22 protein-coding genes are annotated in these 21,127 nt (G+C 64.2%); 16 read left to right on the plus strand and 6 right to left on the minus strand.

Annotation, left to right across the window (positions count from 1 at the left end; all coding sequences use genetic code 11):
* Together EN861_RS00540 and EN861_RS00545 are read left to right on the plus strand one after the other, a co-directional pair.
* A complete protein-coding gene (locus EN861_RS00540; RefSeq protein WP_127279737.1) occupies window positions 1-1,137 on the plus strand; it encodes an alpha-hydroxy acid oxidase in 1,137 nt (378 codons plus the stop codon).
* Window positions 1,138-1,171: 34 nt separating this feature from the next.
* Window positions 1,172-1,945 carry a metallophosphoesterase gene (locus EN861_RS00545; RefSeq protein ID WP_127279736.1) on the plus strand — a complete coding sequence of 258 codons (774 nt, stop codon included), beginning with the start codon at window positions 1,172-1,174 and terminating at the stop codon, window positions 1,943-1,945.
* A gap of 52 nt (window positions 1,946-1,997) precedes the next feature.
* Here the strand turns inward: EN861_RS00545 and EN861_RS00550 are convergent, their stop codons facing one another.
* Window positions 1,998-2,138 carry a hypothetical protein gene (locus tag EN861_RS00550; protein WP_023782442.1) on the minus strand — a complete coding sequence of 47 codons (141 nt, stop codon included), beginning with the start codon at window positions 2,136-2,138 and terminating at the stop codon, window positions 1,998-2,000.
* A 404-nt stretch (window positions 2,139-2,542) separates the two neighbouring features.
* Entirely contained in the window at window positions 2,543-3,241 is a 699-nt protein-coding gene (locus EN861_RS00560; RefSeq protein ID WP_127279734.1) for a type 1 glutamine amidotransferase, read from the minus strand.
* Between the two features lie 88 nt (window positions 3,242-3,329).
* Here EN861_RS00560 and EN861_RS00565 point away from each other — a divergent pair, with 88 nt between their 5' ends.
* The 4 genes from EN861_RS00565 to EN861_RS00580 all read left to right on the plus strand — a co-directional run bounded on the left by EN861_RS00565 (window position 3,330) and on the right by EN861_RS00580 (window position 7,383).
* Window positions 3,330-3,977, plus strand: a complete 648-nt coding sequence (locus tag EN861_RS00565; RefSeq protein ID WP_127279733.1) for a hypothetical protein — start codon at window positions 3,330-3,332, stop codon at window positions 3,975-3,977.
* Window positions 3,978-4,008: 31 nt separating this feature from the next.
* Window positions 4,009-4,743, plus strand: a complete 735-nt coding sequence (locus EN861_RS00570) for a 16S rRNA (uracil(1498)-N(3))-methyltransferase (protein WP_135861814.1) — start codon at window positions 4,009-4,011, stop codon at window positions 4,741-4,743.
* Between the two features lie 145 nt (window positions 4,744-4,888).
* Window positions 4,889-6,262, plus strand: a complete 1,374-nt coding sequence (locus tag EN861_RS00575; protein WP_135861816.1) for a glutamate--cysteine ligase — start codon at window positions 4,889-4,891, stop codon at window positions 6,260-6,262.
* An 89-nt stretch (window positions 6,263-6,351) separates the two neighbouring features.
* On the plus strand, window positions 6,352-7,383 hold the full coding sequence (locus EN861_RS00580) for a DUF937 domain-containing protein (protein WP_127280519.1): 1,032 nt from the start codon (window positions 6,352-6,354) through the stop codon (window positions 7,381-7,383).
* Between the two features lie 171 nt (window positions 7,384-7,554).
* Here EN861_RS00580 and EN861_RS00585 read toward each other — a convergent pair whose 3' ends face one another.
* Entirely contained in the window at window positions 7,555-7,845 is a 291-nt protein-coding gene (locus EN861_RS00585) for a DUF1127 domain-containing protein (protein ID WP_127280520.1), read from the minus strand.
* 177 nt (window positions 7,846-8,022) lie between these two features.
* Here EN861_RS00585 and EN861_RS00590 point away from each other — a divergent pair, with 177 nt between their 5' ends.
* From EN861_RS00590 to EN861_RS00600, 3 genes are all read left to right on the plus strand, one after another.
* Entirely contained in the window at window positions 8,023-8,979 is a 957-nt protein-coding gene (locus EN861_RS00590) for a LysR substrate-binding domain-containing protein (RefSeq protein WP_127280522.1), read from the plus strand.
* Window positions 8,980-9,050: 71 nt separating this feature from the next.
* Window positions 9,051-10,697, plus strand: a complete 1,647-nt coding sequence (gene xseA, locus EN861_RS00595) for an exodeoxyribonuclease VII large subunit (protein ID WP_127870920.1) — start codon at window positions 9,051-9,053, stop codon at window positions 10,695-10,697.
* Between the two features lie 4 nt (window positions 10,698-10,701).
* Window positions 10,702-11,820: a P1 family peptidase gene (locus EN861_RS00600; RefSeq protein WP_127279163.1), complete on the plus strand. Its 1,119-nt coding sequence runs from the start codon at window positions 10,702-10,704 to the stop codon at window positions 11,818-11,820.
* Window positions 11,821-11,875: 55 nt separating this feature from the next.
* Here the strand turns inward: EN861_RS00600 and EN861_RS00605 are convergent, their stop codons facing one another.
* Entirely contained in the window at window positions 11,876-12,127 is a 252-nt protein-coding gene (locus EN861_RS00605) for a DUF768 domain-containing protein (RefSeq protein WP_015316487.1), read from the minus strand.
* A 400-nt stretch (window positions 12,128-12,527) separates the two neighbouring features.
* Window positions 12,528-13,217, minus strand: coding sequence for an SDR family NAD(P)-dependent oxidoreductase (locus EN861_RS00610; protein ID WP_135861819.1), 690 nt, complete (start codon window positions 13,215-13,217; stop codon window positions 12,528-12,530).
* Between the two features lie 32 nt (window positions 13,218-13,249).
* On the opposite strand from EN861_RS00610, the gene EN861_RS35270 reads away from it, so the two are divergent.
* Entirely contained in the window at window positions 13,250-13,417 is a 168-nt protein-coding gene (locus tag EN861_RS35270) for a hypothetical protein (RefSeq protein ID WP_167531258.1), read from the plus strand.
* 84 nt (window positions 13,418-13,501) lie between these two features.
* Here the strand turns inward: EN861_RS35270 and EN861_RS00615 are convergent, their stop codons facing one another.
* A complete protein-coding gene (locus EN861_RS00615; protein WP_245464414.1) occupies window positions 13,502-14,503 on the minus strand; it encodes an isopenicillin N synthase family oxygenase in 1,002 nt (333 codons plus the stop codon).
* Between EN861_RS00615 and EN861_RS36005 the strand changes: the two genes are divergently transcribed.
* From EN861_RS36005 to EN861_RS00645, 6 genes are all read left to right on the plus strand, one after another.
* Window positions 14,396-14,872, plus strand: a complete 477-nt coding sequence (locus EN861_RS36005; RefSeq protein ID WP_245512002.1) for a hypothetical protein — start codon at window positions 14,396-14,398, stop codon at window positions 14,870-14,872. The genes EN861_RS00615 and EN861_RS36005 overlap by 108 nt on opposite strands.
* A gap of 189 nt (window positions 14,873-15,061) precedes the next feature.
* Window positions 15,062-16,123: a hypothetical protein gene (locus EN861_RS00625; RefSeq protein WP_135861824.1), complete on the plus strand. Its 1,062-nt coding sequence runs from the start codon at window positions 15,062-15,064 to the stop codon at window positions 16,121-16,123.
* Between the two features lie 33 nt (window positions 16,124-16,156).
* A complete protein-coding gene (locus EN861_RS00630) occupies window positions 16,157-17,449 on the plus strand; it encodes a hypothetical protein (RefSeq protein ID WP_135861826.1) in 1,293 nt (430 codons plus the stop codon).
* Between the two features lie 11 nt (window positions 17,450-17,460).
* Window positions 17,461-19,221 carry a hypothetical protein gene (locus EN861_RS00635; RefSeq protein WP_245511643.1) on the plus strand — a complete coding sequence of 587 codons (1,761 nt, stop codon included), beginning with the start codon at window positions 17,461-17,463 and terminating at the stop codon, window positions 19,219-19,221.
* Between the two features lie 23 nt (window positions 19,222-19,244).
* Window positions 19,245-19,919 carry a hypothetical protein gene (locus EN861_RS00640; protein WP_135861829.1) on the plus strand — a complete coding sequence of 225 codons (675 nt, stop codon included), beginning with the start codon at window positions 19,245-19,247 and terminating at the stop codon, window positions 19,917-19,919.
* 38 nt (window positions 19,920-19,957) lie between these two features.
* Window positions 19,958-21,061: a hypothetical protein gene (locus tag EN861_RS00645; RefSeq protein ID WP_127870915.1), complete on the plus strand. Its 1,104-nt coding sequence runs from the start codon at window positions 19,958-19,960 to the stop codon at window positions 21,059-21,061.
* Window positions 21,062-21,127 lie beyond the last annotated feature (66 nt).

Below are 21,127 nucleotides of genomic sequence, written 5' to 3' on the forward strand. Positions count from 1 at the left end.
ATGAGCGACATTCTGACCATCGCAGACCTCAAGGATCTCGCGCGCCGGCGCGTGCCCAAGATGTTCTTCGACTATGCCGACTCGGGCGCCTGGACCGAGAGCACCTACCGGGCGAACGAGGAAGACTTTCAGAAGATCAAGTTCCGCCAGCGCGTGCTGGTCGACATGAGCAACCGCTCGCTGGAATCGACCATGATCGGCCAGAAAGTGTCGATGCCGGTGGCGCTGGCGCCGACCGGCATGACCGGCATGCAGCATGCCGACGGCGAGATGCTGGCAGCGCAGGCGGCAGAGGAATTCGGCGTGCCGTTCACGCTCTCGACGATGAGCATCTGTTCGATCGAGGATGTCGCCTCGGTGACGAAGAAACCGTTCTGGTTCCAGCTCTATGTGCTGCGCGACAAGGATTTCGTGCTCGATTTGATCGACCGGGCGAAGGCGGCGAAGTGCTCGGCGCTGGTGCTGACGCTCGACCTGCAGGTCCTCGGCCAGCGCCACAAGGATGTCCGCAACGGGCTTTCGGCGCCGCCCAAGATGACGTTGGCCAACATCATCGACCTGGCCTCAAAGCCGCGCTGGTGCCTGGGCATAGCCGGCACCAAGCGCCGCACCTTCCGCAACATCGTCGGCCACGCCAAGGGCGTCGGCGACGTCTCTTCGCTGTCGTCCTGGACGACGGAGCAGTTCGATCCGCAGCTGTCGTGGAAGGACGTCGCCTGGATCAAGGAGCGCTGGGGCGGCAAGCTGATCCTCAAGGGCATCCTCGACAAGGAAGATGCGCTGATGGCGGCCAAGACCGGCGCCGATGCCATCATCGTTTCCAACCATGGCGGGCGCCAGCTCGATGGCGCGTCGTCGTCGATCATGGTTCTGGAAGAAATCGCCGATGCGGTCGGCGACAGAATAGAAGTGCATATGGACGGCGGCATCCGCTCCGGCCAGGACGTGTTGAAAGCGCTCTGCCTGGGCGCCAAGGGCACCTATATCGGCCGGCCATTTCTTTACGGCCTGGGCGCGCTCGGCAAGGAAGGGGTTACCAAAGCGTTGGAAATCATCCGCAAGGAGATGGACATCACGCTGGCGCTGTGCGGAAAGCGTCTGGTCACCGACATGGGCAAGGAGCAGCTCCGACGCTAAGTCAGTGACATCTGACCACGGAGATACCCAGACCTTGGCGGAACCCGGCATCCATTTCCTCGACGCACACGGGCCGGACGGCGTGCGTCTGTACGCGATCGGCGACGTGCATGGCCGGGTCGACCTGCTGGCCGCCATGCATGGCCAGATCGAGGCCGAGATTGCGAGGGACAGGGTCGCCGACTGGCGCATCATCCATCTTGGCGACTATGTCGATCGCGGACCGGACTCCAAGGGCGTCGTCGACTTCCTGATCGAGGCACGCGAACGCGATCCGCGAAACCTGATGCTGGCCGGCAATCACGACATCGGCTTTCTCGACTTTCTCAAGACACCCGACCCGGAAGGGCTCTTCATCCGTTTTGGCGGCATCCAGACCGCGCAATCCTACGGAGTGACGATCAACAGCGGCAACGGCGCCTGGTTCGGCAAGGCGGAATCAGCCATGCGCAAGGGTCATCAAGCCCTGCTCGAAGCGGTGCCGCAAAGCCATGTCGACTTCCTGCGGTCGCTGCCACTCTCGGTGACATCAGGCGACTTCTTCTTCTGCCATGCCGGCATCAGGCCGGGTATTCCCCTGGAAAAGCAAAGCCCGCAGGACCTGATCTGGATCCGTGACGTTTTCCACGATCACACCGGCCTCTTCCCGAAGATCGTGGTGCACGGCCACACACCGGTCCCCGAGGCGGAAGTGATGGCCAACCGCGTCAATGTCGACACGCTTGCCTGGCAGTCAGGCATGCTTACCGCGCTCGTCGTTGACGGCGCGGACAAACGCATCCTGGAAATATCGATAAGGGAGCCTTAACGGCCCCGGTGCCCAAGGGCGCGAGGGATCCGGGCGCGAGGGATGCCCTGGCTTAGCGCAGGGAGGCGGTGACGCCGTAGCCGTCAACCGCATTGTGGTTGTTGGCGGCATCGGCGGCATAAATACCAAGACCGCAAAGTACGATGGCGGACAGCATGGCAAAGGACAGAAGCGCTGCTTTCACGGAGGTCATCTCTTGTTGAGCTTCCTGCATCTGTGCACGAGGCGGTTACCAATGCGTTGAAACGGAAAATACGTGTCAAAGTTTCGACGATTTCGCGCTTCTAGGTGTGTTCTGTATCGATGGTGTGTCGCACGGGTCACACAAAAGGTTCATCCCGGTTGCACAGCCGACATAGGGCGCGCGCCTTCTAGGATGGCGGGCGGACACAAGCCAAGGATGAAAGGGGTTTTCCCCAAACGGTTTCACGGCCGCGTGCCAATTATGTCACGCGGAGCATGAACGGACGTTTAGAGCGGATCAGAGTTTGATAGAATCTCTGACCCGCTCTAACTTCTTGTTTTTACGCAATTCCCAAGGGGAAGCGCTGCGCGCTTCTCCCGGGAAAACCGCTACACACTTTTCCTGGAATTGCTCTAGATCGTCGCCACCCAGGCACGGGCGATGGCCAGACCAGCGGCATCGGCGTCAGGGCCGTTGCTGGCCATTTCACCGTCGAGCTTGCCGGCCCAGTCGGGATGGCGCGCGGCGATGGTCGGCGCGAAGGAGGAGCTCCAGTCCTTCACCATCGGCCGGTCGGCCTCGAAATGGAACTGGAAGCCGTAGACGGCGCGGCCGACGCGAAACGCCTGGTTTTCGGCGACATCGTTGCCGGCGAGCCGCACGGCGTCCTCCGGCAGCTCGAACGTGTCGTCGTGCCACTGGAAGATCGGGAACTTTTCCGGCAGCTCAGCCAACACCGGATCGGCCTTGGCATCGGCCGTCAGCGACACGCCGCGCCAGCCGAATTCGTTGGCCCCGCCGATGCGGTTCGCGCCGCCAAAGGCGCGAGCGACGAGTTGACTGCCGAGACAGATACCGAGCACGGCGCGGTCCTTGCCAGCGAAATCGCGGGTCAGTTCGAGCAGCGCCGGGAAATAGGGATATTCTTCGTCGGCCAGCGCGTTCTGGCCGCCGCCGAGCACCACCATGGCATCGTGGCCGGTTGCGTCCCGTGGCAGCGCATCACCCTTATAGGGAAGCCGCACATCAAGATCGGCACCCGCTTCGGCCAGTGCCGCACCGACTTGGCCGAGCCCGGTATTGTCGTAGTTCTGGACTACCAGCACCCGCATCGAAAAACCCTGCTGACATGAAAATGCTGTCGCGAGCGATATCATGGCGCCGGCGTTTCAGCCAAGATGCGTATCCCAGGAGAAAACTATGCCACTGCAGAACCGGGTCGATCCGTTCGGCGCCATTCACGCCGTGCCGGAGCGCGGCCTGTTCACCGGCAATCGCGGCATCATCCACGCCCCCGCGACAAAGACGCTCCTGAAAAAGCGCTGGGCGCTTCCGGCCTGGATCATCTGCGTGTGCCAATTCCGCAATGTGCAGCGCGAGCCGATGGGCCGCAACCGGCCCGGTGGCAAGGCCGGCTGGACCGAATTGTTCTTCCTCGACGAGGTGACGGCGCTCGCCGCCGGACATCGCCCCTGTTTCTTTTGCCAACGTGAACGGGCCAAGGATTTTGTCCATCGCTTCGGCCAAGCCTTCGGTATTGCCGAGCCGCGCGCGCCACAGGTCGACAAGCGGCTGCATAAGGAGCGGCTGGCGTCGGGCGGCAAGCGGTCTGCGGTCGCGATGGATGCGCTTGCCGGCCTGCCCGACGGCGCGATGATCGCAGCTGGCGGCAGCGCCTGTGCCTTGCGCCACGGCAAGATATTGCCATGGACTTTTGCCGGATACGGCCCGCCAACCAGCCCTGATCATTTCGGGGACGAGACGCTTGTGCTGCTGACCCCGGAAACGACGCTTGCCGTGCTGCGCCATGGCTTTCAACCCGTGTGGCATCCTTCCGCCAAGGCTTGACGCAGGCGGCCGTCTCGCTCATTCCTCGGCCATGCGCGCCAACTACAAGATGCAACGTCTGTTCGTGCCCGACGACCTCGGACCAGACATCGAGTTCGAACCCGGCCAGCAGCAGAGCCATTATCTCCTGCATGTGCTGCGGCTCGCCGAAGGCGCCGAGATCCTTGTCTTCAATGGCCGCGACGGCGAGTGGTCGGCGGCGATATCAGCGAAATCCAAGCGGTCGGTGCGGCTGAAAGTACTGGCGCCGCAAAGACCGCAACCGCCCTTGCCCGACCTCATCTATTGCTTCGCGCCGCTGAAGCAGGGCCGGCTCGACTATCTGGTGCAAAAGGCGGTCGAGATGGGCGCCGGCATCCTGCAACCGGTCATCACCCAGCACACGCAGGTGGCAAAGCCTTCCATCGATCGCCTGCGCGCCAATGTCGTCGAGGCCGCCGAGCAATGCGGCATCCTGGCTGTGCCGGAAGTTCGCGAGGCGGAAAAATTCGAGCGCCTGCTGACCGGCTGGGACAAGGAAAGGCGGCTGATCTTCTGCGACGAGGACGCCTCGACCAACAACCCACTGCCTGCCTTGCAGGCAGTAAGGGAGAAGAAGCTCGCTTTGCTGGTCGGGCCCGAGGGCGGCTTTTCCGACGAGGAGCGCAAGATGCTCCGCGCCCTCCCCTTCGTAACCGCCATTCCGCTCGGGCCGCGCATCCTGCGCGCCGACACCGCGGCCGTGGCCGCGCTCGCGGCGATGCAGGCGACAATTGGCGACTGGTAGGACGTTGTCTGTTGCAAGAGGTGCTCGCGGGCCGAGGTCTTCAATTCCTCTTGACCTGTGGCTCAGGATTTTTCGCTTGATCGGCTACTGACATTTCGTCCATTTAGCGCCGGCGGTGGGTCCAACCGCCTTTGAGGGCTTGAAAATGGCGCGCGACACAACCGATTTCCGGCCAATCGAAGGCGTAGACGAGCTTGTCGAGCATCTAGCCGAAGGCAACAAGCCGCGCGAAAAATGGCGCATCGGCACCGAGCACGAGAAATTCCCGTTCTATGTCGATGGCAACGCACCGGTGCCTTACGGCGGCGAGCGCGGCATCCGCGCCATCCTCGAAGGCATGCAGAACAAGCTGGGCTGGGATCCCATCATCGATGACGGCCGCATCATCGGCCTGGTCGAGCCGACAGGCCAGGGCGCGATCTCGCTTGAGCCTGGCGGCCAGTTCGAACTCTCCGGCGCGCCGCTGGAAACGATCCACCAGACCTGCCGCGAGGGCAATGCCCACCTGGCGCAGGTGCGCGAGATCGCCGAGCCGATGGGCATCCGCTTCCTCGGCCTCGGCGGCAGCCCGAAATGGTCGCTGGCCGAAACGCCGAAAATGCCGAAGTCGCGTTATGAAATCATGACGCGTTACATGCCCAAGGTCGGCACCAAGGGTCTCGACATGATGTATCGCACCTGTACGATCCAGGTTAACCTCGACTTCGAGAGCGAAGCCGACATGCGCCGCAAGATGCAGGTGTCGCTGAAGCTGCAGCCGCTGTCGACGGCGCTGTTCGCCAACTCGCCCTTCACCGACAGCCGGCCGAACGGGCTGCAGAGCTGGCGCGGCGACATCTGGCGCGACACCGACAACCAACGCTCCGGCCTGCTCGAATTCTGCTTCTCGCCCGATTTCGGCTTCGCCGACTATGTCGAATGGGCGCTCGACGTGCCGATGTATTTCGTCATCCGCGACGGCCACTATCACGACATGACGCATATCACCTTCCGCCAGTTCATGGCCGGGGCCGCGCGCAACGAAGTGCCGGACGGGCTGCCGACGATGGGCGACTGGGCGAACCACCTGTCGACCTTGTTCCCCGACGTGCGGCTGAAGCGTTTCCTGGAAATGCGCGGCGCCGATGGCGGCCCCTGGCGGCGCATCTGCGCGCTGCCGGCTTTCTGGGTCGGCCTGCTTTACGACGAGGCGGCGCTCGATGCCGCCGAGGCGTTGACGTCGAGCTGGACCTACAAGGAAGTGCTGGCGATGCGCAATGCCGTGCCTGAACTCGGCATTTCCGCACCCTTCCGCAACACCACGCTGCGCGAGGTCGCCCGCGACGTCATGACCATTTCGCGCACCGGGCTGAAGAACCGCGGCAAGAAGAACCGCGACGGCTACGACGAAACCTCGTTCCTGAACACGCTCGACGAGGTCGTGGCGCGCGGCACCACCAGCGCCGAGGAGATGCTGTCGGCCTATCACACGCGCTGGGGTGGCTCGATCGAGCCTGTATTCATGGAATATGCCTATTAACCCCGCGCGCTGACGGGCGGCAAAAGCCGCTTCAATCGGGCGTTGAAACGAATTAGGCTCTCTTCGAGGATTTCCCGGAGGAGAAGCCGATGCCTACCTTGTTCGACATGCTGACGCAGGCCCAGAACGGCAACGGCATGCAGGCGCTTGCCCAACAATACGGGCTTTCGCTGCAGCAGACACAGGCGGCGGTCGCCGCACTGCTGCCGGCCTTTTCACAAGGGTTGCAGCGCAACACCGCCGATCCCTATGGGCTCGGCGCCTTCATGACGGCGATGGCAAGCGGCCAGCACGCCAAGTATTTCGAGGACGCGACGCGCGCCTTCTCACCGCAAGGCGTCGACGAGGGCAACGGCATTCTGGGCCATCTGTTCGGGTCGAAGGATTTGTCGCGTGCCGTGGCCAGCCAGGCGGCGCAGGCGAGCGGCGTCAGCCAGCAAGTGCTGCAACAGATGCTGCCCGCGATCGCGTCGATGGTAATGGGCGGACTGTTCAAGCAGACGACAAGCCAGATGCAGGCAGCGGCTGGTCTGGGTGGCGGCGGCAACAATCCACTGGGCGAGATCATCGAGCAGATGATGCGGCAGGGCGGCATGCAGGCGCCGGCGCCACAACAGCGCCAGGCGCCGTCGCCTCAGAACCCCATGGACAACCCGCTCGGCAAGGTCTTGCAGGACATGTTCGGCGGCGGCTCACCGCAACCACAAAGCCAGCCGCAGCCGGCGCCAAATCCCTATGGCGACAATCCGCTCGGCAAGGTGCTGCAGGATATGTTCGGCGGCGGCGCGCCACAGCAACCACAAAGCCGACCCCAGCCCCAGCAGACGCAGAGCCCATACGGCGACAACCCGCTTGGGAAAATCTTCGAGGAGATGCTGCGGCAAGGCGGAGGCGGAGGCTTCGGCCTGCCCGGCGGGCAGCCGGGGCCACAGCCTGAAGCGCCGCAGCCGCAGCCGCGCCAGGCACCACAGCCGCAGGTCAATCCAAGCGGCCGGCCTCGGAACCCGTTCGACGACATTTTCGGCAAGATGTTCGAGACCGGCGCCCAGCAGCGTGACGACTACCAGAAGGGCGTGGAAACGATCTTCGACCAGTTCAAGCGAGACATGGACCGGCGATAGGCGTCAGGCCAAAGCCATTTCCCGGCAAGCTAGAAAAGAAAAGCCCGGTCCTTGGGAGGACCGGGCAGCGTGCAGGCAGGCCGGCGGGGAACCGGCAGGGAGTGGGGAGCCTGCATGAACCTTGGTCGCGCTGAACCGCAGAAAGGTTCAACAAGACCGAAACTGAACCAATCAGGCTACCTTGCGGGCGATATCCTCGATCGTTTCCACGCGGTCGCTGGCGATCTCACGCAGGATTGCCGTCGGATCGCGGCCGAACGGCACGTCGATCGCGACATGCAGGTCGGCGCGCGTCAGGCCGATATCGGCAAGCTCGGCATCCGACATCTCGCCCAGGCGGTAGAAAGCACGGCGGTTTTTCCAGGCGCGGTAGATATTGAAGGCCGTGTTGACCACGCGCGCCGCAACGGACGGACGCGAAGTGATGCGCGAGGTCTCGGTGGCGAAATCGATCGTGGTCATGTCGGTCTCCTTCAGACTCGAACAGACGAAACCCGACGATCGGCGCTGGCGACAGCGGCCGTTCCGGCTTCGATTCACATGCCTTCATGTGGACAATGCGAATTTGCCATCGACCGATTGATTAATCCAACGAATGTTTTTAATCTTTGGCATCAACACTAGTGATGGATCATGTCGATGAAAGCGCCGCTCGATCTCGATCAATTGCAGACCTTCATCTCGATCGCCGACACTGGCAGCTTCACGCGCGCAGCGGAAGAAGTGCACCGAACCCAGTCGGCGGTGTCGATGCAGATGCGCCGGCTGGAGGAGCGGATCGGCAAGCCGCTGTTCGAGAAGGAGGGGCGCACCAACCGGCTGACGGAGGAAGGCGACAAGCTGCTCTCCTATGCAAGGCGGCTGCTCTATCTCAACCGCGAGACGCTCGCCGCCTTCGACGACCAGCGGCTCGAAGGCACGATCCGCATCGGCACGCCGGACGACTATGCAGATCGTTTCCTGCCGGAAATCATGGCACGTTTCACCCGCTCCAATCCGCGCGTCGAACTGACCGTCATCTGCGAGCCGACGCCGGGACTGGTCGAACACATCAAGCGCGGCAATCTCGACCTGGCGCTGGTGACGCACAATGATGTGCGCGGCCAGTCGGAAGTCGTGCGACGTGAGCCGCTGCTGTGGGTATCCTCGGCCAACCACGCGACGCACGAGCAGGAAATCCTGCCGATGGCCTTCGGCCGGCCGAACTGCATCTGGCGGCGCGCCGCCGTCGACGTGCTGGACCAGCAGAACCGCGACTACCGCATCCTGTTCACCAGCTTCTCGGCGACCGTGATCACCGCGGCCGTGCTGTCCGGCCTGGCGGTCTCGGTGCTGCCGGAATGCGCGCTCAGGCCTGGCATGCGGGTGCTGGGCGAAGCCGATGGCTTCGGCGCCCTGCCGGACTGCCGCATCGGCATCATGCGCGGCCAGACCTCGCGGCCGGAGATTGTCGATGCGCTTGCCCGCCATATTTCGGAAAGCCTGGACAACATCTCGATCCCGCTTGGCGAGGAAACGGGAACGTTCGACTTCGCGGCCCTCGCCTTCGCCAAGATGAAGCGGAGCAAGCCGAACCAGATCCTGCCGGGCTGGTAGATGCGGATCATCAATATCGGGGCTGACATGGCCGCCTTGACGTCGGCGCTCAACCAGCCCCCAATCGGCCAATGAGCGAAGCAGCATCCGAATCACGCACCAACGCCACCGAATACACGGTGAGCGAGATATCGGGCGCGCTGAAGCGCACGGTCGAGGACGTCTTCGGCAATGTGCGGGTGCGCGGCGAAATTTCGGGCTATCGCGGGCCGCATTCCTCGGGTCACGCCTATTTCGCGCTGAAGGACGACCGCGCCCGGCTCGACGCCGTGGTGTGGAAAGGCACGATGAGCCGGCTGAAATTCCGTCCCGAGGAAGGGATGGAGGTGATCGCCACCGGCAAACTCACCACCTATCCCGGCAAGTCCAACTACCAGATCGTCATCGACAATCTGGAGCCGGCCGGCGCCGGGGCGCTGATGGCGCTGCTCGAGGAGCGCAAGCGCCGACTGCAGGCGGAAGGGCTTTTCGATGCGGGCCGCAAACGCCGGCTGCCGTTCATGCCCCGCGTCATCGGCGTCGTCACCTCGCCGACCGGCTCGGTCATCCGCGACATCATCCACCGCATCAAGGACCGCTTTCCGCTGCATGTGCTGGTCTGGCCGGTGCGCGTGCAGGGCGACACGGCGAGTGCGGAAGTGACCAATGCCGTGACCGGTTTCAACGCGCTGGCATGGGACAGCCCTATCCAGCGTCCCGATCTCTTGATCGTCGCGCGCGGTGGCGGCAGCCTGGAAGATCTGTGGGGCTTCAACGACGAGGCACTCGCCCGCGCCGTCGCCGCCTCGGGCATTCCGGTGATCTCGGCGGTCGGCCACGAGACCGATTGGACGCTGATCGACCTCGTCGCCGATGTGCGGGCGCCAACACCGACAGGCGCGGCCGAAATCGCCGTACCGGTGAAGGCGGACCTCGAAGCGACGCTGGCCAGCCTCGGCGCACGGCTCAAGGCAGCCGTCCTGCGCAATTTCGAGCGCAAGCGGCAAGCAACACGTGCAGCAGCGCGTGCGCTGCCTTCGCCCGATCAATTGCTGGCGCTGCCGCGCCGGCGCCTCGACGAAGCGACGTCGAGGCTCGGCCGTGGCCTGATGGTTTCCACCGAGCGCAAGCGGGCACGATTCTTCGCCGTAAAATTGACGCCGGCGATGCTGTCGCAGCGGATTGCCGAGGCGCGGCGCACCAACGACCGTAATCTTTTGCGTGCGCAACGGGCGCTGCGTACTCTGGCGAGAAGCCGGCGGGCGGAACTCAATCGTGCAGCGGATCAGTTGCCAAAATGCGCCAAGGCATCGCTGCAACGGCACAGGCAGCAACTGGCTTTGCTGCAGGGCCGCATCACGATCGAGCCGACAGCACGGCGGCAACGTGTTCATAGAGATTTGCTGACCGCTTTGACGCGACGCGGCGGCCAGGCGATGCTGCTTAGGCTGGAGCGGTTGCGCGGCCGCATCATCCAGGCCGACCGGCTGATGGCGACGTTGTCGCACAAGGCCGTCCTGGCGCGCGGCTTCGTGCTGGTGAAGGATGCCGACGGCGCCGTCATCAAGCAGGCCGCGGACGTGGCGTCGGGTATGGCGCTTTCGCTGGAGTTCGCCGACGGCACTGCCGATGCGGTGGCAACCAGCGGCGCGGCGCGGCCAAAGCCCGCCGCCAGGCCCGCGGCCAAGGCCCCAGTTGCCAAGACGAGAGAACCCGGCAATCAGGGATCCTTGTTCTAAGAGCATGACCGACAATCCGCACCATCTGGCAACACCGTCGGGCAAGCCGCGCGCGCGAAGCTTCAATATCGACTTCGACGGCACGCCTGGGCCGTTCAATGCGATCACCGACGTGCCAGGGGTCGCGGTCGGCTATACGACGCTGATTTCAGGCGATGGTGCGCTTGTCGTCGGCAAGGGACCGGTGCGCACCGGCGTGACCGCCATCCTGCCCAGGCCTCGCGCCGAGCTGGCGACGCCGGTCTTCGCCGGCATCTTCAGCCAAAACGGCAATGGCGAGCTGACCGGCTCGCACATCATCGAGGAAACCGGTGCTTTCAACTTCCCGATCACCATCACCAACACGCATTCCTGCGGTGTTTCGCGTGACGGCACGCTGCGCTGGATGAACCGGGTGCTGCCGGCCGCGATCGACAGCGCCTGGGGTTTGCCGGTGGCGGCGGAGACCTATGACGGGTTTCTCAACGACATAAACGGCCACCATCTGACATCGGAGCATGTCACCGAGGCGCTCGACGGCGCGGCCGGCGGACCGGTCGAGGAAGGCAGCGTCGGCGGCGGCACCGGCATGATCACCTTCGGCTTCAAGGCAGGCTCGGGCACGGCATCGCGCATCGTCGCATGGCAGGGGCGCACCTACACGGCCGGCGCTTTCGTGCAGTCGAATTTCGGCAAGCGGCACAATTTCACGATGCGTGGCCGGCGCGCCGATCCCGAACTCACCGAACCAGCGATCCGCGAAGCCACGTCGCGCGCGGAAAAGGGTTCGATCATCGCCGTCATCGCCACCGACGCGCCGTTCCTGCCGCACCAGATGAAGCGGCTGGCACGGCGTGTGCCGCTCGGCGTCGCCATGACCGGCGGCTTCGGCTATCACAGTTCGGGCGACATCTTCCTCGCCTTCTCGACGGCCAATCCCGCCGCGGCGCTGGGGCTGTCTGGCCGCATCGCCAGCGCCGATTTCATTCCCGACGCAGACATCGACCCGTTCTTCGACGCGGTGATCCAGGCGGTGGAGGAATCGATCCTCAACGCCCTGGTCGCCAATGACGACATGACCGGCCGCGACGGCAATTTCGTGCCGGCGCTGCCAAAGACGTGGTTGAAAGAAAAGTTCGGCTGAGACGAAAACGCGGGCCGAACGGCCCGCGCTTTCAGACAGGATTGTCCCTGAAAATCTATTCCGCGGCCTTGCTGGAAGCCTGCTGGTTTTCGTCCGCCTCGGCAGCTTCCTCGAGCCGGGAAGCGATCAATTCCTGGATGTCGCCGACTTCCTCCTGGATGTCCTCCAGCGGTATGCCGACCTCGGCTGCCTTGGCGGCGCATTCGCGGGCCAATGTCTCGGCCTGTTTCTCGATCCTGGCGTGGGACTGGCAATGGACCTTTTCACCGATCCATCCCCGCAAGAACTCGATCGCATGTTCACTCATACTGCTTTTCCCTGGCGGCAAAGCCGGTTGGTAATCATAAACGTCGGCATCCCGCAAAGGATGCATGCTCCCATTCCAGCCGAGTCGCGGCCAGCCGGCAAGCCAATGCCGTCCAGGGTCCACAGAGCCGAAGGAAATCGAGGGGTGAAGAACATTTTCTGATTCTGAAGGACTGTACCGTTGGCGGGATCTGCCCGCTCCGAGCAATTGCTTCTACCTTTTACGGCTTCCAGTCCGTTTCGTATCTCAATGGCTGTCGCTGCAGCCGCCTTATGACGTTACGCTTCAAGGCGCGAGCCATCGAAGCCGCCGCTATATAGTGACATCCTCATGCGATGTCGACTCTCCTCAAGGCCTGTGCACACGAGCCATGCAAAGGTCGCATGGATCGCTGATGCGGTCAGAAGTTTTCGACCCATGGCCTGAGCTCCATTTCCCAGGTCCAGGCGCTGCGGTGCTGGCGGTGGATGGAGAGATAGGCCGCGGCGATCGCATCCGGCGACAGCCGGCGGTCCTGCAGCTCGGACTCCTGTCCAGACGCGGCCGAGGCGATGGCCCCGTCGATGATGAAATGCGCGACGTGAATGTTCTTGGGCGCCAGTTCACGGGCCATGGATTGCGCCAGCCCGCGCAATCCGAATTTGGGCATGGCAAAGCCGGCAGACCCGGCGAACCCCTTCACGCTTGCCGTCGCGCCGGTGAAAAGGATCGACCCCGAGCCCAAGGCCAGCATCCGGCGGGCCGCCTGCTGAGCCACCAAGAACCCACCATAGGCCCCGACCAATAGCGCCTGACGGACCGCCTCGGGATCGAGCTCTGCTATCGGGCCGCGAGCGCGGCCGCTGGCGTTGAAAATCACGAGGGAAAGCGGGCCAGCCTTGTCGGCGACATCAAACAGCTGCTCCACCGAGGCCGGATCCGAGACATCCGTCGCCACGGCTTGCGCGCCGGCTTGCGCCTGCAATGCACCGAGCTTCTCGATATTTCGAGCGGCCAGGACGATTTGGAACCCTTCCCTGGCGAGAAGACGCGCCAGCGATGCGCTCAATCCAGAACCCGCTCCGGCAATGACGGCGACATTGGATGTCATGTGACCTCTCCTTCTTCCACTGATTGCAACGGTTGGCGCATGCCGAAGTCTGCCGGATCAACGCCGCACCGGCAACGCGCAAGGCGGAAAGAAAAATGGCCGGGCGCGAAACGCCCGGCCAAAAGAAGGTCACAACCTTCAGAGGGGAACACCGTTCAGCGAAATGGGAGGAGAACACCGAACGGATTTTTCTCTTTTGAACCGATCTTCACGCAGATGCGACGAACGATTTTCCAAAATCAGCCGGGACTGCAAAAAATCCATTCGTTCTTGTGGCAACAGGCTCAACCCGCTCCGGTTTCCGGCTCAAGCAGGTCGGCGTAATGGCGGCGCGCGACGTCGGGATGCGAGCGCAGCCGGCTTTTCAGCACATTGGTTCCGACATCGCGAAACAGCGGATTGTCCGGATCGCTGGCCGGCCCGCGCGCCTGCGTCGCCAATTCCTCGGGGAGTTCGAGCAGCGGTATCGTCGCATCGAGTTTGGCGCTGAAGAAGAACGGCACCGAAATGCGTTCAATGCCGGCGGGCGGCGTCACGACGCGATGCACGGTCGCACGCAAATAGCCGTTCGAGGCCAGCTCGAGCAATTCACCGATGTTGACGACGAGCGTGCCGGGAATGGGATCCACATCCACCCAGCTGCCATCATAGTCGACCTGCAGCCCCTTATTGTCATCCTGAAGCAACAGCGTCAGGAAACCGCCATCCTTGTGCGCGCCGACACCTTGATCACCGCCGGTCGCCTCACGGCCCGGATAGCGCACGATCTTCATGCGGTGGTTTGGCTGCTCACGGTAGATCGGGTCGAAGGCATCCTCTGGCTGGTCGAGCGACAGCGCGAAGGCTTTCAAGAGCCTGATGGCCACCCCTGTCGCCTTGGCCTGCCATGCCAGCAGGGCGGGTTTGAGTTCTGGCAACGCAGCCGGCCACTGGTTCGGCCCCTGCAGCCGCGTCCAGGCGGGAATTCCGGGGCCTTGCGCTATGGGCTGGCGCTCGACGCCGATATCGAGCTGTTCGCGCCAGTCGGCCTTGCCCTTGGTCAGCTCGCCGCCGGCGCGCGTATAGCCGCGGAACTGCGAGGACTTGACCATCTCGATCGCGAGCTTGTCGGCCTCGGCCAAGGCAAAGAAGCGGCGGGACGCGGTGAGCACCTCGCTGATCTCGGCCCAGGAGATCCCGTGTCCGGCCAGGTAGAAAAAGCCGATGTCACGCGAGGCGGAGCGGAGATCCGCCAGAAATGTCCGACGTTCCGATGCGCCTTGCTCAAAGCGGCTCAAATCGAGCACGGGTACTATTCTGGGCATATCAGGCTCCTTTACCGGTTTCCTTCCGCCGCCAATGCCTACAAGTCTCATCGACTCCCCCTTGCCCGGAAAGAAACGATTGGCCCTTCAAAAGCCATCGCGACGAATAATTTTCCACGCCGCGCAGGCGATATGATGATGATCGTGATCACGGCAGGAGATATGGCCGAACTGAGAAGGGTGTTGCGTTGCGGTAAAGACGAGGAAGACTTCCCAACCTTATGGCGAGCCTGGCCGGCGACGGCGGCTTTCAGCAAGCCGCGAAGTATTTATGGGCCTTTCTCCAATTTTTGGCGCTTCACGTCAGATATCAGCCGTAAATCCGTTTATAATAAAATTATAGTAAAATAATACTCGCAATATATTTGTTTTAAGCACAAAATTCCGTACCTGAATAGTCGCCGATACTGACGACCATCTTCGAGCTACCCAGTCCTGCCGACTTGAGGGCGATCACTTCAGGAGGGACTATCCCGACCAGCGTTAATCGCTTTGGTCCCGCTCTCCTGAGGGGCCGATCGCTCAAGAGGAGATCTCGAGATGGACGGGTATGACGAATCGATGTTCGACGACCTAGCCTTTGATGAAGCGGAAGGCCCCGCCGACAGCTATGACGAATTCGACGAAATGGACGAAGGCGACGGCTTCGAAGGTGCCGATGAAGGCGACGAAGGCGACGAGTATGACGCGGGCGACGAGTACGAGGCTTCGAGCTTCGACGAGATGGACGCCGGCGACGAATTCGATGAAGGCGACGACTTCGACGAAGGCGACGATTTCGACGAGGGCGATGATGACGGCTGGGACCAGGCGCTGGGCTTCGCGCTCGCGGCTGAAGACAGCGACGAGTTCTTCCGGCGCATCGCCCGCGGCATACGCGGCGCCGTGCGCACCGTGCGGCGTGCCGCTCCCACCATCGGCCGCATCGCCCGCGCCGTGGCGCCGGTCGCCAGCCTCATCCCAGGCTACGGCACCGCAATTGGCGGCGTTGCCAATGTCATCGGCCAGCTGATGGCGGACGAAGCCTCCGAGGACGAAGCGCTCGACGCCTTCGCCGAGCTCGCGGTGCGCAATCGCGCCGCCATCCCGCTGGTCGCGGGGCTCGCCGCCAGACGCGTGCTCGGCCCCGCCGCCGCCCGCATGCCGGCGGCCGCCCGCGTCCAGGCGGTGCGCACCGTGCGCCGCGCCGCCACCCAGCTCGTCAACCGTGGCGGGCCGACCGCGATCCGCGCCTTGCCGCGCATTGCCAACAGCGTGCGCCGCACCGCGGTCACCCGCCGCACCCCGGCTTCCGTCCGGCCAATGGTGCTGGCGCGTACCGCGCGCCGTGTCGCGGCACGCGGGCATGGCCTGCGCCGGCAGCTGACGCAGCCCTTGCAGAGAGGGCGGCGGATCGTGCGCCGCACGGCCGCGGCGGTCCGCTCCGGCATGTCTCCGGCACGCAACCTGGCGCGCGCCGCCGGGCGGGCGCTCGGGGGAATGGGCGGCATCGGCGGTTGGACCGGTGGGTATGCACCGGGCTATGGCCATGGCCAGGGGTCCGGGCGCCGGCGGCGTATCGTCATCCGTGGTCCGGTCAGCATCACCATCCGGCCCAACTGAAACCCTCTCGGTGCAACCAGAAGGATCGTGGCGATGCGCACGGGTTCTTCGACCAGGCGGTTCCTGGACACCAAGCTGCGGGCGCTGAAGGCGCGCGCGCAGCGCCTGAACCGGCTGACGCCGCGGCGCATCGGGCTGCGTCCCGAAGACCTGCCCTATGCCCCGTCGCGGGCCCATTTCCACGCCGCCAACAAGCGGCTGGCCACCATCGGCAACGCCATCAACAGGCAGATCGCCATCATCGAGCGCAACTGGCCGCCGGCGACGGCGCAGGCGGCACTCACCCAGATGGCGTTGCTCGACCGCAGCATCGACCGGCTGCGCCGCAGCTTCGGCATGTTCTTCGAGGTGATGTCGCAGCGCGGTTCGGGTTTCGCGCCGGCGCTCGCCGCCCATGACGCGATCGCGCTCGACTGCTACACGGTCGTGCGTGCCGCCCTGCCGGGTGTGTTCGCCGGACCGCTCTTGAAGCCGCTGACCTATATGGAACACGGCTATTCGCCGGCCACGCAGCGCCGTGGCGTGGCGCTGGCCCGGCTGCTTGGCGACAGCAATCCGTTCCCGGTGATCCGCGTCCCCTGGGACCGCGACAATCCCTGGCAATCGGTGTTCCTGCACGAGGTCGCGCACAATCTGCAGGCCGATATGGGCCTGTGGCAGGAAAACGCGCAGGCGGTCGGTAACCGGCTGGCCTCGATGCGCTTCGATCCGCTCGTGGTGACCATTCTGCGCCGCTGGCACAAGGAGATCTTCGCGGACCTCGCGGCGCTGCTGCTCGGCGGCACGGCGTCGGTCTGGGGCATGATGGAGTTCCTCGCCCACCCCGGCGCGCGCGCCTTGACCTATCGCCCCGGCGGCGCCCATCCGACCGGCTGGATCCGGGTCCTGATCCTGACCGAAATGCTGCGCCGCATGGGCTTCGCCGCCGAGGCGGCGCGCGCCGAACGCGTCTGGCGCGCGCTCTATAATCCGTCGCGCGGCCACAGGCTGCCTCCGGTGCTGCTTGCGTCGGTGCCGCGCCTCATCCCGGCGGTGGTCGACGAAATCGCCTACCAGCCTCGGCGGGGGCTGGGCCAGCACGCGCTGGCCGATGCCATTCCATTCACGCGCGCCGACGAAGCCCGCATCCGGCGCGGCGGAATCCAGATCGCGGCGGGGCACGTACCCGACCTGCCGCCACGCTTTCTTGTGTCGGCCAGCCGTTTCGCGCTGGAGGCCGGCGCCGAACCGGACGCCATTGCCAAGCTCGTCATCAGGAACCTGGCCCAGCGCCAGGCAAGCCGACGGCCCGCCGAGCAACCGTCCCCAGCCGCACTCGTTGCATGAGGTGAGATGTCATGGCCGACCTGTTTACAACCGCCGCCAGCCCGGTCTCGAAATTTCGGTCGCCCGCCACGGTCGCCGTCGACAATCTGCTGCGCAAGACGCTGCGCGTCAGTGATCCGCGCGATCCCGACCAGATGGCCAACGCGCTGCTGAACTTCTACCCGCAGGAAGCGGACAGGGACCGCCGCGAACGCGCCGGCCTGCCCTATTCAAGCGTGCCCGATTATGTGCCGCAGGTGCGGAACACCGGCCCGTCCTCGGTCGAGATGGCGCAGGCGCAGGACGATCTCGAACGCGACCTGCAGACGCTTTCGACCTCCTCGCCGCTGAAGGACATCCGCATCGAGATGATTGGCTGGGGTCGCTCCATCCGGCAGCTCGCCAATGACGGGCTGGCCGCCGCGCGTCTTTCGCTGGATTCGGTCAACCACGACCGCGCCATGTCGGCGCGCCGCCAGCTCGGCGAATATTCGCGCCTGGCACGCTATGTCGGCACGCTGACCGATGGCAGCGCCATCCTGTTCCGGCGCTTTGCCCAGAGCTGCGATGTACTGGCGGGGCTGATCCTCGTCGCCATCGGCGAGGGGCTGGCGTCCAACGGCATCACACGCAGCACCTCGATCGTGCGCTCGGCCGCCGGCGAACTGCAGGCGCGCCGCAATGCTGTCATCATGGCGCTGCGCAGCCTGACCGGCTCGGTCGAAAGCGCGCTTGGCCAGGAGGACTGGCCGCGCGGCATCGAAGCCTACCGCAATCTGGTCCTGCAACTGGAAGCCGGGGGCCAGGCGGACCTGCGTGCCCTTCTGGAAGAGAACGCGCTGTCGCAGGCGATGGACGACCTGGTCGACCTCTCGACCGGGGCAAGCGTCGAGAGCCTGCGTGAACTGTCGACCGCGTCGGCGATGCTGGTTCACCGCTTCCAGCGCCTGATCCAGTTCGGCCAGAGCATTCCGGTTCCGATCGACGTGCCGATCACATCGGGACCACCGGAATCGCCGCCGCTGGTGGCGTTCGTCTCCAGCCTGCAGCTCTTCGTCGATGCCTTCGTCGCCAAAGGCAGCTCGCGGCTGCTCTATGTCGCGCGCCCGCCGATCATCGTCTACGGCCTCTATGGCGCCGGCGGTCCCGACCAGGGCGCCGTCCGATTGATGAACCTCACCATCGCGCGCGGTTTCCTGCTCGAGCAGGTCGACTGCTTCGCCGGCTGCGGCTGCGACGACGACGAGATCAGCTGCCAGGTGCTCCTGGATTACATGCTGTTCCTGCTCGACCGGGCGATCGATCTCTATGCGGTCGGCATCGATCCGGACGGCCTCGGTGAACAGGAGAGACGCGCGACCGCCGTCGGCCTCGCCGTCGGCGCGGTGCTGGACCTGACCGACCAGGTGGCGAACCCCGGCGTGCTGCTGTGCGAATTCAGCGACAAGCTGAAGACCAAGCTCGCCACCATCTCCGGCGAGTTGCTCGACCCGTTCGGTGGCGCTGGCGCCTGGGACCCCGGTCTCAAGGGGCTGATGGTGCGTGAGCTGCGAACCTTCTACCAGGCCGAGGAGCAGACCGAGCGCCTGGTGCGGTCGCTGACCCAGCAATGCGACTTCAACGTTTTCAACTTCCGCAACAACCAGTCGCTGATCCGCTGGATGATCCGCACGATCCTGCAGAACACGTTCAACCAGGGCACCAACCTGCCGAGCCCGGTCCAGATGCCGTCGCCTATCGCGAGCTCGATGGCTAGCATGGGTCAGAACCGTCCCGACTACTGGTCGGCGTGAGCAGGCATGAGAGGAGCAGGACAATGGCTGCGAAAATTCCGTTTCCCTATCATCCGGCCAACAAGTTCCACGCCGGGGTCAAGGCCCGCTTCGAAGTGGAGGCCCAGACGCCGCAATCGATCGACCTGTTGACCAAACAGGTCGATACCGGCAGCCAGGGAACCCAGAAGGCCATCGGCGACGTTGCCAAGGCGATCAGGAGATATCCCGACGGAGACCAGTCGAAGACCTTCGAACGGCTGACCGCCGCGATGGAGACCATCGCCACCGCGCTGCAGAACCAGCCCAAGGGTAGCGAGATCGACAAGAAGCTTGGCGACATCGGCAAGGCGATCGACAGGTTTGACGAAACGGTGCGGTCGTTTGGCCTGCGCGACAGGGACAATGTCACGGCACTCTACGCGGCGGCGGTCGACACGACCGGCGACATCGTTGGCCGCACGAATGCGGGCCAATGGCTCATCCGGGCGGAATTCCCGTCGCTGCAGGCCATCGTCAAGTTTCAGAAGACCAAGCCGCAGGACGAACGGCGCAGCGAGTTCGTCAAGCGCGTGCGCGCTGTCGAGCCCGTCCCACCAGGCCTTCCCGCGACGATCACCGACAGCGAGCTGGCGCGCTTCTTCGATCTGGTGCCGGCCGTGATCAGCGCCATCAATGCCAGTCAGGACACTGGCTCCAGCGAGCCGCCCAAAGCCTGAAACCGTGAGCCGCCAATTCGAGCAACATGAGGTCTGTTATGGCTAGCGAATCCAATGAGGTCATCCAAAGGCTGTTCCAGCGCTTCTTCAGGGACGAGCTGCCCGGATTGTCGCCGGCGGACCGCGCCGCTTTCGAGAGCGAGTTCGAGGGCCGCTACGGTGAACTGCTCGATCGCTCGTCCAGTGCGACGACAACGAGCTTCGCGGATCTGGTGGGCTTCGGCGACGGGCCGCTCAAGCCGTTCGACGCGCTGCAGATGCCGTTGCTGCGCAACGACTTCGACGAATCCATCATTCCGCCGCAGCTGCAGGCCTCGGCAGAACTCTATTACATCTACCAGATGGACCGCATGAAGCTGTTCCAGGTCGTCGATGTGCTGCGCCGGCTGTTCCAGAACGGCCAGATCCGCATCCAGCGCGGCCCCGGCGCGCGCGGGCTCTACATCCTCGAGAAGTGGCGGCCGATCCGCTACAAGCGCCGCGACCGGCTGATCGCCTATCGCCGCGTCTTCAACTATGGCCGCGCGCCGGTGCCGTCGGGGGCGATCGTCAACCGCAGCTTCCACTTCATGCTGGTCGCCTTCATGAACGCGATGTCGCAATACTTCCAGGATCTGACCATCGGCCAGGTCATCCGCGGCAGCTCGACCATCAATGACCGGCCGTTCGCGGCGCTCGCCACGGTGCAGCGTGTCGGTACCGACCTGCGCTACCATCTCGACCGTTCAAGCTATGGCAACATCCTGGCGCTGACCCGTGAAACCGGCCAGTACGTGCAGCAAATCTTCGAACTGTTCGACGCGCCCGACATCAAGAAGTCCTTCGACGCCAACACCAAATGGGATGTCATCGAAGCCGTCGCCAACCGGCACTTGGGCGGCGCGGCCGAGATGTCGCAGCGCGCCAAGATGGCGGATGCGGGGCGCAGGACGCTGCAATACATCGCCGAGAACGATTTCCGCACGACGATCACGCCGGCCGAGTTCGACGCCGACGCCAAGAAGATGGGCTCGCAGGCCGACGCGTGGCTCGCCGCCTACCGGCTGACGCGCGAAGGGCGCCGCTTCCCCGGCCTCGATGGCGATCGTGTGCACTGGTCGTACGGGCTCAACCGCAACACCGCCTCGCGCATCGCCGCCTAAACCGTTGCAGCTGTTCAGCATCCGGTGGAGTCGCCGGACAGCTCCAACTCTCTATTTCTGAAGGGT

This window comes from Mesorhizobium sp. M8A.F.Ca.ET.218.01.1.1 (assembly GCF_004791165.1).
GTDB lineage: Bacteria > Pseudomonadota > Alphaproteobacteria > Rhizobiales > Rhizobiaceae > Mesorhizobium.

Bases quoted from the DNA above. Each gene is read 5' to 3' on its own strand.
- EN861_RS00590 (WP_127280522.1), top strand. From the start codon at position 8,023: ATGAAAGCGCCGCTCGATCTCGATCAATTGCAGACCTTCATCTCGATC.
- EN861_RS00585 (WP_127280520.1), bottom strand. From the start codon at position 7,845: ATGACCACGATCGATTTCGCCACCGAGACCTCGCGCATCACTTCGCGT.
- EN861_RS00560 (WP_127279734.1), bottom strand. From the start codon at position 3,241: ATGCGGGTGCTGGTAGTCCAGAACTACGACAATACCGGGCTCGGCCAA.
- EN861_RS00570 (WP_135861814.1), top strand. From the start codon at position 4,009: ATGCGCGCCAACTACAAGATGCAACGTCTGTTCGTGCCCGACGACCTC.
- EN861_RS00640 (WP_135861829.1), top strand. From the start codon at position 19,245: ATGGCTGCGAAAATTCCGTTTCCCTATCATCCGGCCAACAAGTTCCAC.
- EN861_RS00605 (WP_015316487.1), bottom strand. From the start codon at position 12,127: ATGAGTGAACATGCGATCGAGTTCTTGCGGGGATGGATCGGTGAAAAG.
- EN861_RS00645 (WP_127870915.1), top strand. From the start codon at position 19,958: ATGGCTAGCGAATCCAATGAGGTCATCCAAAGGCTGTTCCAGCGCTTC.
- EN861_RS00565 (WP_127279733.1), top strand. From the start codon at position 3,330: ATGCCACTGCAGAACCGGGTCGATCCGTTCGGCGCCATTCACGCCGTG.
- EN861_RS00610 (WP_135861819.1), bottom strand. From the start codon at position 13,217: ATGACATCCAATGTCGCCGTCATTGCCGGAGCGGGTTCTGGATTGAGC.
- EN861_RS00540 (WP_127279737.1), top strand. From the start codon at position 1: ATGAGCGACATTCTGACCATCGCAGACCTCAAGGATCTCGCGCGCCGG.
- EN861_RS00625 (WP_135861824.1), top strand. From the start codon at position 15,062: ATGGACGGGTATGACGAATCGATGTTCGACGACCTAGCCTTTGATGAA.
- EN861_RS00580 (WP_127280519.1), top strand. From the start codon at position 6,352: ATGCCTACCTTGTTCGACATGCTGACGCAGGCCCAGAACGGCAACGGC.
- EN861_RS00575 (WP_135861816.1), top strand. From the start codon at position 4,889: ATGGCGCGCGACACAACCGATTTCCGGCCAATCGAAGGCGTAGACGAG.
- EN861_RS00635 (WP_245511643.1), top strand. From the start codon at position 17,461: ATGGCCGACCTGTTTACAACCGCCGCCAGCCCGGTCTCGAAATTTCGG.
- xseA (WP_127870920.1), top strand. From the start codon at position 9,051: ATGAGCGAAGCAGCATCCGAATCACGCACCAACGCCACCGAATACACG.
- EN861_RS00550 (WP_023782442.1), bottom strand. From the start codon at position 2,138: ATGACCTCCGTGAAAGCAGCGCTTCTGTCCTTTGCCATGCTGTCCGCC.
- EN861_RS00600 (WP_127279163.1), top strand. From the start codon at position 10,702: ATGACCGACAATCCGCACCATCTGGCAACACCGTCGGGCAAGCCGCGC.
- EN861_RS00630 (WP_135861826.1), top strand. From the start codon at position 16,157: ATGCGCACGGGTTCTTCGACCAGGCGGTTCCTGGACACCAAGCTGCGG.